We start from the raw sequence: 16,299 nt of genomic DNA, 5'->3' as shown, positions 1-16,299 counted from the left end.
TTCAGTCCCTAATTCACCGCAACTTGTTGGTGGTGGCTTACTGGTAGCGTAGGCATTCCACCGGGTCGAGCTTTGCTGCACGGCGAGCGGGGTAGAAGCCAAAGATTACGCCGATGCCGACCGATACGGCAAACGCGATCAACACTGTTGTAATGGAGAAGCTTGGCGTGATCGTCCCGGTAGCTCCAAACTCGCTCATGATGCCCGAGCTTGCGGCAAAGAACGTGAGTCCCCATGCCAGCAGATAGCCAATCAGGACACCCAACAGTCCGCCGGTGACGCACAGCGCCGAGGACTCGGCCAAAAACTGCGCGGTGATATCGCGACGACTTGCGCCCAGGGCACGGCGAATGCCGATCTCACGGATGCGCTCAGTCACGTTGGTGAGCATCATATTCATAATGCCGATACCGCCGACAAGCAGCGAGATGCTGGCGACAGCGCCCATGATGAGCGAGAACGCGCCCATAAAGGAGTTGAGTGCATCGATGGCGCTTTTCATGGAGGTCGCCGATACACTGTCGTACTCATCATCCTCCGCGATGCCCTTCATTGCGCGCACCTTGGACTCGATGGTCTTACAAAGCTCGTCCATGTCTGTGCCCTCGGCGGCAAGAGCCGTCACGCTGGGGAATGAAGGATTTTCGTCGCCAAACAGGCCTGAGATGGTTTCGCGCGGCATATACAGCGTGAGCGAGCCCATGGAGTCGTTGCCGCCATCAATCACACCTACAATCTGCACCTCGCCGTTGGACACCTTGATGGTTTTCCCCAGCGCATCCTGTTCGTTGCCGTAAAGCTGATCGGCGCCGCCGCGGCTGATGAGCGCCACGCGCGAGCCTGATTGGGACTCGGCCTGGGAATAGGTGCGCCCCGCAACGAGCTTGCTGGCCCCCACGGCGTCGAGCATGTCGCTATCGACACCCTGTGCCATGACGGTATAGCTTTTATCGCCGGTCTTGTACTCGGTGTACGCGCTGTCGACAATGCCGATCTGCTCTATCTGCGGCACCAGTTTTTGAAGCTTCTCGATGTCCGACTCTGTGAGTTCTTGCGACGAATAGATTTGCACCATGCGTGCCGCATTGAGGCCCAGGCTGTTGACCAGGCTGTTTTGGATGCCGCCGATGAGCGAAGTCATGGCGATAACCGAGGCGATGCCGATGACAATGCCCAGGATGGTGAGCAGGCTGCGCCCCTTGTTGGCCTCGAGCGAGTGAAGGGCTTCCTGGATGAGATCGCGGGCGCTCATGCCATCTCTCCTTTCGGCGGGTTGGCGGAGGCGGAAATCATGGGCAGGCTATCCACGGCGCTGCGCAGGGTCCGCGGTGCATGTGGAATATACGCGCCATCGTGAATGCGACCGTCGCGGATGGTCACGGCACGGTCGGCCTCGGCGGCGATGCCGGGGTCGTGTGTGATAAGCACGATGGTTTTGCCGCGCTTCTGGAGCTTATGGAAGGTCTCCATCACAAGCGCTCCGGTAGCGGAGTCCAGGTTTCCCGTCGGCTCATCGGCCAGGATGATGGGCGGGTCATTGACGAGGGCGCGCGCGATTGCAACGCGCTGCATCTGGCCGCCCGAGAGCTCGGATATGCGGTGGTCCCAGTGGTCGACGGGCAGCGTGACAGCCTGCAGCGCGTGAACGGCGCGCATTTCGCGCTGGCTACGGGGCACATTGGTGTAGGCCAGCGGCAGCATGACGTTTTCGATAACCGACAGGCGCGGCAGCAGGTTGAAGCTCTGAAAGACAAAGCCAATGCTCAGGGCGCGGACTTCGGTGAGCTCGTCATCATCGAGCTCGGCCACGTTGAGCCCTTGCAGGTAATAGTCGCCCGCCGTCGGTTTGTCCAGGCAGCCCAGGATATTCATGAGCGTTGACTTGCCCGAGCCCGAAGGGCCGGTAATGGCGACGAACTCGCCGGGTTCTACCGCCAGGCTCACGTTGTGCAGGATGTGGGCGCAACCCGCCTCGCTCTCAAAAATGCGGTGCACGTTGCGGATGTCGATAACGGGACGCATTACATGCCCTCGTCGTCAGACATGCTGCCCGAATCCGTGCTGTAGCCGCCTTCAGCCGTTGCGTCCGCTCCGGTGTCCATGACGAGGGTGTCGTCATCGCGCAGCTTGGTAACCGGCACGTTGGGGTTGATCTCGTTGCCCTGGTCGTCGCGCTTTACCTGTGTCTTGCCGACTACGGCTTCGTTGTCGTTTTGCGTCACGACGGTCACCTTCACGCGACGGGTATGCTTGCCCTCGTCATCGGTTGCCACGTTGACGTAATAGTGTTCGCCGTCTTCGGTCATGAGCGCCATCGTCGGCACCATCACCACGTCGTCGAGCTGCTCGGTCACCACCGATACCTCGGCCGTCATGCCCGGCTTCAGGCGCGCGTCGGGCGCCTCTATGAGAATGTCGACGTTAAAGGTTACGCTGCCGCCGCCACCGTTGGCGGCGTCGGAGTTTGCCACCGAGGCGATGGCCGTGACCGTTCCCTGGCTTACGATATCGGGAAACGCGGGATACGTGACGTTGGCACTCTGCCCAACGGCGATCTTGGCGATGTCCTTTTCGCCCACCTGCACGGTCACCTTCATCTTAGATAGGTCGGCGATCTGCATGCACTGCTTGCCGCCGCTCGTATCGCTTTCGCCCATGATCATGCCGCCTGTTACCGTGGCGCCCACCTTGGCGTTGAGCTCCACGATACTGCCCGAGCTCGGGGCCGTGACCGTACGACTGGCCGCCTTGGCGTTCGCCTGATCGAGGTTTGCCTGGGCCGATGCGAGGCTGCGCTGCGCGGCCGATACGGCGTTCGTGTCCGCCGATGCGGCGGAGACGCCAGCCGCTGCGGAAGCTCCATCGACGTCCGTCGTTGGGGTGGCCTGAGCGGCAGCTGCGGCTTTCTTCGCATTAGCGAGGTCTTCTTGAGCGGCAGCAACTGCACGCTGCGCCTCGGCAACGTTGCGATCGAGCTCGTCGTTTTTAATGGTCATAAGCACGTCGCCCTCGTTGACGGATTGGCCCGCCTGCACGTTGATCGAATCGACCGTACCGTCGACAGAAGGGGGGACCACTGAGGACGAAATGGGTTTGAGCTGGCCTTTCGCCTCGACCGTTGTGGTAAACGTGCCCTCGGTCACCATGTCGGTCACCGGCCCGTTGTTGCCTGCGGGCCGTGCGTTGATGGCTAAGGTCACGACAACGGCGATGAGCACAATGGCGGCCACGACGCCGGCCGCAATGCCGCGTCGGATGAGCTTTTTGCGTCGACGTTCGGCACGTTTTGCCTTGAGCTTGGCATATGCCTCTTCATCGGAAATCTCGGTCGCATCGTTCGCGCGTCCGCTCTGCTTATCGGCATGTACGTTTGTAATCAGAGGAATCGTTTCGGTGACATCTTCGAGCGTGTGCTCGGTATCATCCGGGCCCGGGGTGGTCGTGGGGACATTCGGCATAGCGTCTCCTTTATAGAAAGTACCTCGATAAGTATATGCGCCCACCGGTTGGGGTGGGCGCATAGAACGGTTTCTTTCGGAACTGTTAGATTGGTCGCAGCGGTTCCACGTTGTAGGAATGCGCGCGTTGCACTACGAGTGGACAACCACGCATAGGCCGACTTTGATGCAGTCGTGAAGTGCCTTGGCGTCTGCCAGGCGCAGGTTGATGCAGCCGTGGCTGCCGCACCATTTGTACGACTCGGCGTTATCGAAGCTCTTGTCGTTTTGCCAGGTGGCATCATGGAAGCCGATCATGTTGCCCTCAAACGGCATCCAGTAGCTCACCGGACTCTCGTATTTGGGCTTGCCGGTCTCGGGGTCCTTGGCTCCGATCAGGGTGCTGCCGCCGTCGTTGCTGTTGATCTGCCAGACGCCCTCGGGCGTGGCGTCCTCGCCCGGCTTGCCCGAGATAAAGTTGGCCTCCCAAACGATATTTCCGTTCTCGTCGTAGTAGCGCGCGTGCTGCTCGGACAGATCGACATCGATGTATGCCTTCCAGTCGGGCTCTCCCTTTGCGGTAAAGGTGTCGGCCTTCTGGGAGTACTTGATCTCGATCTCGCCGGTCTGCTTGTTGTTAATGGCGTCCTCGACCTGCTTGGCGAGCGAGCTGCTGTCGATGGACCAACCAAAGTCACCGCCTTCGACGGCGCACTGCTTGCCATCGGCGCGCGTCCACCAGCGAGTGGAGCCCACGGTATTAAAGCCGTTAGCGAGTTCGGCTGCCCAGTTGCTGATCTGCGACGTATCGAGCGTTGGGTTGGCGGGATCGGCAAAGCTGATCCACTGCAATACGGAGCTGCCATCAACCTTGCCGGCATCCTCGCCGTTGAGCTTGAGGGTCACGTTGACGCCCAGAAAGTTGTTGGCGGCATCGCATGCGGCCTGAATCTGATCATCGGTCAGCGTTCCATTGAGCGGCTCATAGGCATCGTTGCCGAGCTTGGAAAGATCTACGGACTCGGCCAGCGAGGCAAGCTCGAGCTCGGCATACTTAATGACATGCTCGCGGTTGAGTTTTTCGTTGGAGCGCGCCTTCTCGACGGTAAACTTGCCGGCCTGCTCGTCATAGGAGCTATTGGCCTCGAACGTGCCCGAACGGCCCTCGTTAAACTCGTTGATGGCGGCGCCCAGATCCTTCTCAAACTTCTTTTGGTCAAAGGTGTCGGAGAGCATGGACAGGTCGACGTCTTGATCAAGATCGACTTCGTTGGAGGTAGCGGTTGTTTTGGTCTTGCCGCTTAAGGATTCCACAAGGCGGACCGGCCAAATAAAGGCTTCGTTGTGGTTGATGATCTCTTTTGCGGCAGCTTCGCCATCGACGATGGGTTCATCGGACTCGGGCTGATAGGTCCAGCTAAAGTCATCGCCTGTCACGGCGAGCTTATAGTGCTTCCATGCCGAATTGACCTTGGTGGCGGCAGACGAAGCGTTGGAGAACGAGACGTCGACGCCGGCGATGGTGGTGTTGGGGTAGGCTACCTGCGAAAATGCTACGACGCCTACGATATAGACAATGACGATTAGACCCAGGACGACAAAGAGCGTCGTCTTTTTGCCCGACTTATTGTTCTCGGCGGGTTTGCGCGCGGGGCCACGATCGCCTCGAGCGCGCGTGTGGGGCTGCTTGGGCGCATTGCCGTTTGCCTGGCGCTGCTGACGTTGTTGACGCTGCTGTCGCTGTTGGTTCGGGCGTTGGGAAGCGTTTGCTGCACTACGCTGCTGACCGTGGCTCGGCGCGATAGGACGCGGCGACTGAACGCCGCCGGTGTGCCTGCTCGGCTGCTGCGGATCGGGAATCAGTTGAGTTCGATCGTTTTGCGACATCGTATGCATATCCTTCGATTTTCGCCTTGCGGTTCATCGTGTTTTTACTGGGCTTGCATTATAGCGATTGCCCTGCTGTTTGTGGTACGGAAACGGTGGCATTCGAAAGAGCTGGGACAAATGTCCCACCTTTGAGTCGTTCTTAGTCGCTATCCGCACACACCGCATTTTGCACAGGCCGAAAGTGCGGCCGGAGCCTGCGCGATGCCGCCCTTTGCCGTCTCGCGCAGCGTGGCTGGCAACGCGTGGCCCACCGAGAGCATTACATGTGCCATCTGGTCAAACGGCACCAAGCTCTTAATGCCTGCGAGGGCGAGTTGTGCCGAGCTAAAGGCCGCTGCTACGCCGATGGCGTTGCGGTTTTGGCAGGGCACCTCCACGAGGCCACCGACGGGGTCACAAACGAGGCCCAGCAGGTTACTCAGCGCGATGGAACTGGCGTCGAGCGCCTGCTCGGGCGTGCCGCCGAGCATCTGCACCAGCGCGGCGGCTGCCATGGCGGCGGCGCTTCCCACCTCGGCCTGGCATCCGCCCTCGGCGCCGGCGACGCAGGCGCTCGTGGTGAGGTTGAGGCCGATGGCGGCTGCGCAGTAGAGCGCGTCCATGACCTGCTCGTCGTCGAGCTGCAGGCGATCGGCGAGTGCAAGCACGCAGCCGGGCACGACACCCGCGGATCCTGCCGTCGGAGCTGCGACGATCACGCCCATGGTGGCGGAGCGTTCGAGCACGGCCATCGCGCGGGCCACGGCATCGGTCTGAACGGGGCCCATCAGGCTTGCGCTCAAATCGTTGCGGCCGGTGGCTTCGACAAGCTTGGCCTCGCCGCCGATAAGCCCGCCGAGCGAACGCTGCGGATTGGCGATGGGGGCCGTGGTCTCCTCGCGCATGACGTCGAGCACGCGGCGCATGGCAGCGACGGCGTGGGCCTCGCCGGTCAGACGCGCCTCGCGAACGGCCATGACGGCGCCGATGCTGAGCCCCAGTTCCTCACACGCATCGAGCAACTGCTCGCCGTCGTCGAAGATTTCCTTGGCCGAGACGCCGGGGGAGAGCGACGAGGCAGAACCGGGGAGTTCGATAAACGTTGCGTAATCGACATTGTCGAGCTTGCGCAGCATGGGGACGACGGTGTCGTCGGGCGCGCCGTCGGTCTCAAAGACGGAGTAGGCCTGGCCGCCCACTTCGGTGCGGTAGGTGCGGCAGAAGGCGATGTTTACATGGGCGTAGGCGAGCAGGTTGGTGAGCGCGGCGAGTACACCGGGGACGTCCTTGTGCGCCACGAAGAGCGTGGAATACATGCCCGAGATGTCGACGCCGACGCCGTTAATGCGGCTGATGCGCATCTTGCCGCCGCCCAGGCTCTCGCCGCGGACCTGTGCCGTGGCGCCCGTGTCGTCGACCATGTCAATGTCGACGGTGTTGGGGTGGATGGACGCGTCGTCGCCCTTGATGTCAAAGTGATATTCGAGGCCCTGCTCGCGTGCGAGGTCGAAGGCCTGCTTGATGTTCTCGTCATCGGTGTCGAGGCCCAGTATGCCCGCGACGAGCGCACGGTCGGTGCCGTGGCCGCGGTAGGTGTGGGCGAAGGAGTTCCACAGGCCAAAGGTGACCTTGGTGATGCGACCTTCCAACAGGCTGGCGGCAACTTGGGCGCAGCGGAGGGCGCCGGCGGTGTGCGATGAGCTGGGGCCGACCATGACGGGGCCCAAGATCTCGAATGCCGAGGTCGTAGCTAGTGTTTGCGGCTTGCCTGCCATGGATGCTCCTTATCTATCCCGTCGTCCCGAGGGGCGGGGCATACTCTGTCCCGCCGTTCCGAGGGCTTTAGTATTTGGTCGCCTGCTCGGACAGTCCTGCTCGCACGGAGGCCACATTAAGTGGCCTCCGGCTCGTGCGGAACTCGCGATCGACCAAATACTAAAGCCCTCGGAACTTAGGATACATGGTTGGAGTCGCTCTGCTGCAAAATTTATAGGCCTGTGATTTATTCCATGTCCCAGGTAGGCTCATCTTCACCACCTTTAAATAAAAAAGAAGTACCGGTTGGGGCCGGTACTTCTTTTGGCGCGTTGTTATTTGGCTGTAGCTTTTCGAGTTAGCTTACAGGCCGCAGGCTGCTTTGAGTTCTTCGACTCGGTCGGTTTTCTCCCAGGTGAAGTCGGCGTCTTCGCGGCCGAAGTGACCGTAGGCTGCCGTCTTTTCGTAGATGGGGCGACGCAGGTCTAGGTCGCGGATGATGGCACCTGGGCGCAGGTCGAAGGTCTTCTCTACGGCCTCGACGATCTTGTCCTCGGCAACATGCGCGGTACCGAAGGTGTCGACCATGATTGAGAGGGGCTTGGAAACGCCGATGGCGTAGGCAAGCTCGACTTCGCAGCGGTCGGCCAGACCGGCGGCGACCACGTTCTTGGCGACCCAGCGCGCGGCATACGCGGCGGAGCGGTCAACCTTGGTGCAGTCCTTTCCGCTAAAGGCACCGCCGCCGTGACGACCGTAGCCGCCGTAGGTGTCGACGATGATCTTGCGGCCGGTGAGGCCCGTGTCGCCCATGGGGCCGCCCACGACAAAGCGACCGGTGGGGTTCACGTAGATGTCCGCGTTATCCCACGGCATGTTCTCAGCGGCCATGACCGGGGTGATGACGTGCTCGATGAGGTCGGCCTTGATCTTGCCCATGTCCTCGATCTCGGCAGCGTGCTGCGTGGAGATGACGATGGTCGTGACCTCGACGGGCTTGCCTTCCTCGTAGCGCACGGTGACCTGGGTCTTGCCGTCGGGACGCAGATAGGGCAGGGTACCGTCGTGGCGCACGGCGGCCAGGCGCTCGGCCAGGCGGCTTGCCAGGTAGTGCGGCATGGGCATGAGGGTCTTGGTCTCGTTGGAGGCATATCCGAACATCATGCCCTGGTCGCCGGCACCGATCAGGTCGATCGGGTCGGTGGTAGCGCCGGTCTGGGTCTCGAAGGACTCGTCAACGCCTTGGGCGATATCGGGCGACTGCTCGTGGATGAGGCTCATGACGCCGCAGGTGTCGCAGTCAAAACCGAACTTGGCACGGTTGTAGCCAATGCGGCGGATAACGCCACGGGCGATTTCCTGAACGTCTACGTAGGCCTGGGTGCGAATCTCGCCGGCGACGATGACGGTGCCGGTGGTCACGAGGGTCTCGCAGGCGCAGCGGACGTTCTCCACGTTGGCAGGCACGCCGTTGGGGGCGATGTAGCCCTGCTCCTGGAGCTCTATTTCTTTGGCGAGGATTGCGTCGAGGACGGCGTCACTGATCTGGTCAGCGATCTTATCGGGATGACCTTCGGTCACCGACTCCGACGTAAAAACAAAGGACCCGTGTTGGGGTGGGATGGAACGAAGTTCTTCTGACATGATTGTCCTTTCAAAAACGTGTCCCGGCGACCGTTACCATTCCGCCGGGCTCTCTATGCAAGGGCACATCATAGCGCGTAAATCAAACATTCACACCCTTTCCGCACCTACTCATTGGGGACAGACATAAATGACCAGCCTTGCCTAAGTGCCGACAGGTTGTCCAAAGAATGGTCATTTAAGTCTGTCCCCAATGAGTAGGTCGGTGCCCTTTGTGCGGAGGTTGCTTTGATGCTTTATACTGGTGCGGTTAGACATCCATCCTGCAATCGAGGAGATTTCCATGGCATCAGACGTTCGCGTCCGCTTTGCACCCTCACCGACGGGCAAGCTGCACATCGGCGGCGCCCGCACCGCTATCTATAACTGGGCTTTCGCCCGCGCAAACGGCGGCACGTTCATCCTGCGCATCGACGACACCGACCCCACCCGCTCCACCGACGAGAACACGCAGATCATCCTGCGCGCCATGCGTTGGCTGGGCCTGGACTGGGACGAGGGTCCCGAGGTGGGCGGCGACTTTGGCCCCTACGCCCAGACCGAGCGCCTGGACCTGTACAAGCAGGCCGCCCAGAAGCTTTGGGACGAGGGCAAGGCCTATCCCTGCTTCTGCACCAAGGAGCAGCTCGACGCCGATCGCAAGGCCGCGCAGGTGCGCAAGGACCCCTTCCAGGGCTATCAGCGCCGCTGCCGCGATCTTGATCCCGAGGAGGCCCGCCGCCGCATCGAGGCCGGCGAGTCCTACGTCCTGCGCATCAAGGTGCCCGAGGACCGCGGCGACGTCGTCATCCACGACGCCGTCCACGGCGAGGTGACCTTCGACGCCAAGGAGCTCGACGACTTTGTCATCTTCCGCTCCGATGGCACGCCCACGTACAACTTCGCGACCGTCGTCGACGACGCCATGATGAAGATCACCCATGTCATCCGCGGCGACGACCATCTGTCCAACACCCCGCGTCAGGTCATGGTCTACGAGGCCCTCGGCGCGCCCGTGCCCACGTTCGCCCACATCTCCATGATCTTGGGCGCCGACGGCAAGAAGCTCTCCAAGCGCCACGGCGCCACCTCGGTGGAGGAGTACCGCGACGCCGGTTACCTGTCCGATGCCTTCGTCAACTATCTGGCTCTGCTGGGCTGGTCACTCGACGGCGAGACCACGATCATCCCGCGTGATGTCCTGGCCAGCAAGTTCTCGCTCGACCGCATCTCCAAGAACCCGGCGACCTTCGACCCCAAGAAGCTCGATTGGGTCAACGCCGAGTACATCAACAGCATGTCCGACGCGCAGTTTGCCGACGAGATCATGGTCCCCGAGCTGCACGAGGCTGGTCTCATAGAGGGCAATGTTGAGTACGGTGAGGACTGGATCGACGCACTCGCTGCCATCGTCAAGCCTCGCACCAAGATGCCGGCCGACGCCGCTACCGTCGCCGCCCCCATCTTCGCTACGGCCGAGACGCTTGAGTATGACGAGAAGTCCGTCAACAAGGGCCTGGCCAAGGAGGGCATGGGTGCCATTCTGGACGCCGCCAAGGCCGCACTCGAGGGTGTGTCCGAGTGGACCGCCGCCAACGTTGACGCCGCCCTTGAGCCTCTGCCCGAGCAGCTGGACCTCAAGAAGCGCGTGGTGTTCCAGGCTGTGCGTGTCGCCGTCTGCGGCAACATGGTGAGCCCTCCGCTGGGCGAGACAATGGCGCTCGTCGGCCGCGACGACTGCCTGGCGCGCATCGACCGCGCCCGCACGATGGCGCTGTAATCGCTGCGCAAACGTATGTATCCGAGCCCCGTTCACCTCGAGCGGGGCTCTTGTTTCTGTAGACGAATGGGATAGGAGGTGCTGGAGCCGTGGCCGAGCAACTGTCGCTGTTTGGTTCGCCGGAACCGGAGGAGGTTCCGGTGAAGCCAGTGCCTGCCGCTGCCTCGGCTCGGCCTAAGCCTGCACCTGAGCCCATCGCCGCCTATGCGAGCGTGGTCCTCGACATCCCGACGCGTGCGCTGTCCGAGCCGTTTGCTTATGGCGTTCCGCAGTCACTCGCCAACGATGTCCAGATCGGCTCCACCGTCCTAGTTCATTTTGGCAACCGTGCGGCCGCGGGCTACATCGTCAACATCGCGCCCGAGCTGGCCGACCTGCAAGGTAACGACGCCCTCGACCCCGCGCGCATTAAAGCCATCGAGGCTATCCTCAGCAAACCGCTCTTTACCGCAGAGGCTGCCCGTATCGCACGCTGGATGAGTTACGAGTATGTCGCGACGCTTTCCGAGTGCCTGCGCCTGTTCTTGCCACCGGGCGGAAGCCCGCGCGTGGTCAAGGGCGACGACGGCGTGTGGACTGTCGAGCGCCCCGCCGTCAAGCCTATCCAAAACCGCTGGGTCATGCTTACGCCCGAGGGCTTCGACTATACGCCGCCCAAGACCGCGGTCCGCCAGCGTCAGCTCATCGAGGCGCTCCAGTGCGGCCCGGTCACGACGCGCGACCTCAACCTGCTTTACAACAGCATGTCGGCGACCATTAAGGCGCTCGAAAAACGCGGCGTCGTCGTGGTGGAGGAGCGCCGTGCGTGGCGTGGCTGCAGCGAGCAGACCACGCTGTCCTCGGCAAGCGGCAAGACGCCGGTCGCACTTACCAACGGCCAGCAGCAGGCACTCGCGCAGATTGAGCGCGCCCGTCTGGACGCTCATGGAGACGTGGTGCTGGTCGACGGCGTCACCGGCTCCGGCAAAACCGAGGTTTACCTTTCGGCGATTGAGCGCGTGCTGGCGGCCGGCCGTTCGGCCTGCGTGCTCGTGCCCGAGATCTCGCTGACGGCCCAGACCGTCGGCCGCTTCCGCTCGCGTTTTGGCGAGACGGTCGCCGTGTTCCATTCGCGCCTCTCGGCTGGCGAGCGCCTGGACCAGTGGGATATGGTCGCCAGCGGTGCGGCCCGCGTGGTCGTCGGCGCCCGCTCGGCGCTCTTTTGCCCGCTCAGCGACTTGGGCCTCATCATCATCGACGAGGAGCACGAGACCAGCTACAAGCAGGGCTCCAGCCCGCGCTACCACGCGCGCGAGGTGGCGGCCGAGATGGTGCGGCGTTATCGTTGCCCACTCGTGTTGGGCTCCGCCACGCCCTCGGCCGAGGCCCTCGACCGCTGCCGCCGTGGCACGTATAACGGTGCCACCTGGACGCGCGTCGAGATGCCCGAGCGCCCGGGACTCGCTGTGCTGCCTACGGTTCGAATCGCAGACCTGCGCCGTGAGTTTTCTCACGGCAGCCGCTCCATGTTCTCAAAACCCTTGATGGAGGGCTTGGAGCGTGTGGTCGAGCGCCGCGAAAAAGCCGTGCTGTTGCACAACCGCCGTGGCTTTGCGCCATTCCTGATGTGCCGCGAGTGCGGCTGCGTCCCCACCTGCAACCACTGCTCCACCGCGCTTACGTATCACGAGCGCACCCATACACTGCAGTGTCACACATGCGGTTCGTCTTGGCGCGTGCAGCCCTATCCGGCGGCCACGAGCCGTTGCCCCAAATGTGGCAGTCGCTACCTGGCAAAAATGGGCCTGGGCACTCAGCAGATCGAGGACGCACTGCACCAGATGCTGCCCGACGACGTCGCCATTATTCGCATGGATGCCGATTCCACGCGCGGCAAGGATGCACACAAAAAGCTGCTCGAGCAGTTCGATGCGGCGGATTGCGCCGTGTTGCTGGGCACCCAAATGATCGCAAAAGGTCTCGATTTTCCCGAGGTCACGCTGGTGGGCGTGGTCAATGCCGATTTTGCCCTCAAGCTGCCGGACTTCCGCGCAGGGGAGCGCGCCTACGATTTGCTGGAGCAGGTCGCGGGCCGTGCCGGACGCGGCGATCGCCCCGGTGAGGTCATCATCCAGACCTACCTGCCCGAGGACCCGGTCATTCGCGCCGTCGCTGAGCATGACCGTTCGGTCTTTACCGACTACGACCTGGACCAGCGCCGCGACGCGCTGTACCCGCCGTTTGTTCGCCTGGTCAACATCTTGGTGTGGTCGGCGAACCGAGACGACGCGCAGGACTACATCGGGCGCATTGCAAAGCTTCTTAAGCGACGCTGGCATGCCGCCGCGCCCGACTTTTTACGGGCGGGAAGTGCCGTGCCGCAGGTGTTGGGCCCGGCTTCGTGTGTAATCGAGAGAGCCAAGGACCGTTACCGCTTCCATCTGCTTGTGAAGTCGCCCGTGGGGTACCATGTCTCTGATGATATCGACGCCTGCCTCAAAGAGGTTGGCTCCGTGCGTGGCGTGAGCTTGAGCGTTGACGTCGACGCCTATGATTTGATGTAACAACTCGAAAGGATGGCCATGGAAGCCAACGGAATCGTACTGTCGCCCGACCCTCGCCTGCGCCAGGAGTGCGCCGTCATCGAGGAGATCACCCCGGCGATCGAGGCGCTTGCCGAGAAGATGAAGAAGATGATGTTCGATAACGGCGGCTGCGGCCTGGCTGCTCCGCAGATCGGTGAGCTCATTCAGCTCGTTACCATCGACTGCGACTACAGCGACAAGAACGACTACGACCCGTACGTGCTTATCAATCCCGTCATTGTTGAGCAGAGTGACCATCTGGTGCCCTTTAGCGAGGGTTGCCTTTCCATCCCTGGCATTAGCTGCGAGATCGAGCGTCCGGACCATGTCGTCGTCGAGGCGTACGACTTGGACGCCAACCTGATTCGCTACGAGGCCACGGGCGATCTGTTCTGCGTGTGCCTGCAGCACGAGATCGATCACCTGCACGGCAACACCATGTTCGAGCGACTGAAGCCCATGCAGAGGCTCAAGGCCGTCAAGGAGTACCAGGACGCCCTGGCCCGCGGCGCTCGACCGGGCGAGACGGAGTAGGTTTGTCCGTCCCCGGGGCACCCGCCTATATCATCCCGTGCTCAAACATTCTCGCTGCGCTGCGAAACTGCGCGCGGGACGATATAGGCGGGTGCCCCGGGGACTACGTTAACGCTGCTTGTCTCGCCCGGGTGCCGTGGGCCAGGGAGGGGCGTCTTCGCTGATAATTGCTTTGTTGGAAGAGCTGCTTTTATTGCGGCTCTTTCTTTGGTTTTGGGTATATTTGTTCTTGTTGAACTGTTCTTGCGACTGGGTGCGTTTGCGACCCGGAACGCTTTTGTTTTGTAGCCGTCTCGGCTCGTTATTGAGAGGAGACTAACTTTTATGCGTATTGTGTTTATGGGTACGCCCGATTTTGCTGTGCCTTCTTTAACTTCGCTTGTTGCGGCTGGCAACGAGATTGCGCTTGTTGTTACTCGTCCTGATGCTGTTCGTGGGCGTGGTAAGAAGCTGGAGCCGTCCCCTGTTAAGGCTAAGGCACTTGAGCTTGGGTTGCCGGTTATTGAGGCTAATCGTATGACGGCCGAGGTTGTTGAGGCGCTCCAAGCTGCGCAAGCCGATATTTTCTGTGTGGCTGCCTATGGTTGCATTTTGCCGGATGACGTGCTGCATATGGCGCCGCTTGGTATTGTGAATGTCCATGCGTCCTTGCTGCCTCGTTGGCGTGGGGCTGCTCCTATTCAGCGTGCGATTCTCGCTGGTGATGAGGTTGCTGGCGTTTCCATTATGCGCATTGGGCATGGCGTGGATACCGGCGCTTATTGCGCCCAGGCGTCTACGTCGGTTGCAGGCAAGCATGCCGAGGCACTGACTACGGAGCTTGGCGAGCTGGGCGGCAAACTGCTTGCCGATACGCTTCCTTCTCTTGCCGATGGCACCGCCGTGTGGACTGAACAGGATGAGGCGCTCGTTACCCATGCTGCCAAGATCTCCAAGCAAGAGATGCGTCTGGATCCGCACATGGCGGCGCTTGATTGCGTGCGTCATGTGCTGGCTTCGTCCGATACCGCGCCTGCTCGTTGCGTGATTGCCGGCAAGACCGTGCGTGTGCTCGATGCTGCGGCGGCTGATGTGTCGCTTGGCGAGGGTCAGGTTCTCGTTAAGGCCAAGCGCGTTTACCTTGGCCTTTCCGATGGCTCGGTTGAGCTGCTCGAGCTTAAGCCTGATGGTAAGCGTGCTATGGCCGCTTCTGCTTGGGCTGCTGGCCTGCAGGGTGCCGATCTTTCGTGGGGTGTTTTGTCATGAGCAAGCTGTCTCCCGCGCGCAAGCTTGCGCTCGATGTGCTGACGGAGGCCGATCGCCGCGGCATGTATGCACGCGACGTGCTGTCCTCTCGCGCATCGGCCAAGGCTATTGACCAGCGCGATTCCGCTTTTGCCGCCCGCTTGGCGCTGGGTGTTGCCGCCACGCAGGGTATTTTGGACGAGCTGCTCGACCAGTTTCTCGATAAGCCTAAAAAGGTTGCGGCGCGTGTTCGCATGGCGCTTCGTATCTCGGCCTTTGAGATGCTCTACCTGCATACCCCTGGCCGCGTTGCCGTGAGTCAGGGTGTTGAGCTGGTGCGTAGCGGCGCTAAATCGGCCGCCGGTTTGGCGAATGCCGTACTGCATAAGGTTGCGGACAACGTTGAGGACTTTGCCGCTGCGGCGGATGCCGATGAGTCCGAGCGTCGTTTGGTTCGTCTGTCGCGCCTGATGGGTCTTCCTCGCTGGCTGTGCGCTCGCATTATGGCTTCGTTTGACACTCCAGAGCGTGCGCTCGGCTTCGCCGGCAATCTGGCGCCCGCGCCGCTCGCTTTGCACGAGAACGCCTTTGCAACCAAACCTGATCCGTACCTATCGCAGCTTGTGGCGCCTGTGTTCCCTGGCTGTCATGCTCCGGTCGATGCTCAGGTTACGGTTGCGTCGGGCGTATTTGAGCGTGCTGCTGCCGTGGCCTCGGACCTTAACGCCCAGCTTATCGCCACAGCTGCCACGCGCCCTGGTAGCTGCCTTGAGATTGGTGCCGGCCGTGGCACCAAGACCTATGTGATGATGTGCCAGGCCAAGCGTGCGGGCTATGAGCGTCAGCATACGGCGCTCGATCTGCATGATCGCAAGTGCGATCTGAATCTCGCTCGTCTGCATAAGGCCGGTATTCAGGGCGTTCGCACGGTTTCGGGTGATGCCTGCGAGCTTAATGAGGTGCTCACATCGTTTGATGCCATGCTTGGCGAGCCGGTTAAGTTCGACACGATCTTTATCGATGCGCCGTGCTCTGGCACCGGAACCATGCGCCGTCATCCTGAGATACCGTGGCGCCTGACCGAAAAAGATGTGACGGTTGAGCTGCCCAAGCTGCAGTTGACGATGCTCAAAGAGGCTGCTGAGCGCGTGACTGCCGGCGGCGAGCTCATCTATGCGACATGCTCGGTCTTCGACGAGGAGAACACGCAGGTGGTGGACGCTTTCCTGAGCTCTCCCGAGGGTGCCGGCTTTAACGTGGCACCGCTTTCCGAGGCGCAGATTCTGCAACTCCCCGAGTTCGATCAGGCCAAGAAGCTCGTTTCCGTACGCCAAAACTCTCGAGGCCTTTTCCAAAGCGTGCCGGTAAACGCCGACTCCTACGACGGTCACTTCTGCGCCAGATTGGTTCGCAAATAATTACTAAGTTGCGGTGAAATAGGGATTGAATATCGGCTTCTAACCGCCAAACAGTCCTTATTTCACCGCAACTCATAAGGAAACCTGGCAGATAA

The 16,299-nt window shown here is 61.4% G+C and carries 11 protein-coding genes; 5 read left to right on the top strand and 6 right to left on the bottom strand.

Annotated features, from left to right (window positions below; translation table 11 throughout):
• Positions 1-37: 37 nt before the first annotated feature.
• The 6 genes from AAAX59_RS04910 to metK form a co-directional block, all read right to left on the bottom strand.
• The gene (locus AAAX59_RS04910) at positions 38-1,252 is read right to left on the bottom strand and encodes an ABC transporter permease (RefSeq protein ID WP_035138239.1); all 1,215 of its coding nucleotides are present in this window, start codon (positions 1,250-1,252) and stop codon (positions 38-40) included.
• Complete coding sequence (locus AAAX59_RS04905; RefSeq protein WP_138340805.1) at positions 1,249-2,022, bottom strand: ABC transporter ATP-binding protein; 774 nt, start codon at positions 2,020-2,022, stop codon at positions 1,249-1,251. Before AAAX59_RS04905 ends, AAAX59_RS04910 begins: the two co-directional genes overlap by 4 nt.
• Positions 2,022-3,458 carry an efflux RND transporter periplasmic adaptor subunit gene (locus AAAX59_RS04900; RefSeq protein WP_349070925.1) on the bottom strand — a complete coding sequence of 479 codons (1,437 nt, stop codon included), beginning with the start codon at positions 3,456-3,458 and terminating at the stop codon, positions 2,022-2,024. Before AAAX59_RS04900 ends, AAAX59_RS04905 begins: the two co-directional genes overlap by 1 nt.
• 132 nt (positions 3,459-3,590) lie before the next feature.
• On the bottom strand, positions 3,591-5,324 hold the full coding sequence (locus AAAX59_RS04895) for a L,D-transpeptidase (protein WP_349070924.1): 1,734 nt from the start codon (positions 5,322-5,324) through the stop codon (positions 3,591-3,593).
• Positions 5,325-5,473: 149 nt separating this feature from the next.
• Positions 5,474-7,081, bottom strand: coding sequence for an L-serine ammonia-lyase, iron-sulfur-dependent, subunit alpha (gene sdaAA, locus AAAX59_RS04890; protein ID WP_343000813.1), 1,608 nt, complete (start codon positions 7,079-7,081; stop codon positions 5,474-5,476).
• 343 nt (positions 7,082-7,424) lie between these two features.
• Complete coding sequence (metK, locus tag AAAX59_RS04885) at positions 7,425-8,705, bottom strand: methionine adenosyltransferase (protein WP_117636948.1); 1,281 nt, start codon at positions 8,703-8,705, stop codon at positions 7,425-7,427.
• Between the two features lie 283 nt (positions 8,706-8,988).
• Between metK and gltX the strand changes: the two genes are divergently transcribed.
• The 5 genes from gltX (at position 8,989) to AAAX59_RS04860 (ending at position 16,204) form a co-directional block, all read left to right on the top strand.
• Entirely contained in the window at positions 8,989-10,464 is a 1,476-nt protein-coding gene (gene gltX, locus AAAX59_RS04880) for a glutamate--tRNA ligase (RefSeq protein WP_349070922.1), read from the top strand.
• 149 nt (positions 10,465-10,613) lie between these two features.
• Entirely contained in the window at positions 10,614-13,007 is a 2,394-nt protein-coding gene (priA, locus tag AAAX59_RS04875; protein ID WP_349070963.1) for a primosomal protein N', read from the top strand.
• A gap of 18 nt (positions 13,008-13,025) precedes the next feature.
• Complete coding sequence (gene def / locus AAAX59_RS04870) at positions 13,026-13,562, top strand: peptide deformylase (protein ID WP_117583490.1); 537 nt, start codon at positions 13,026-13,028, stop codon at positions 13,560-13,562.
• Between the two features lie 324 nt (positions 13,563-13,886).
• A complete protein-coding gene (fmt, locus tag AAAX59_RS04865) occupies positions 13,887-14,807 on the top strand; it encodes a methionyl-tRNA formyltransferase (RefSeq protein ID WP_349070921.1) in 921 nt (306 codons plus the stop codon).
• Positions 14,804-16,204 carry a transcription antitermination factor NusB gene (locus AAAX59_RS04860; RefSeq protein ID WP_349070919.1) on the top strand — a complete coding sequence of 467 codons (1,401 nt, stop codon included), beginning with the start codon at positions 14,804-14,806 and terminating at the stop codon, positions 16,202-16,204. Before fmt ends, AAAX59_RS04860 begins: the two co-directional genes overlap by 4 nt.
• Positions 16,205-16,299: the final 95 nt, after the last annotated feature.

Origin of the sequence: Collinsella sp. CLA-ER-H2, from assembly GCF_040092405.1 — a bacterium.
GTDB lineage: Bacteria > Actinomycetota > Coriobacteriia > Coriobacteriales > Coriobacteriaceae > Collinsella.
The sequence above is the reverse complement of the archived record's forward strand: the minus strand, read 5'-3'. Positions and strand labels throughout refer to the sequence as shown.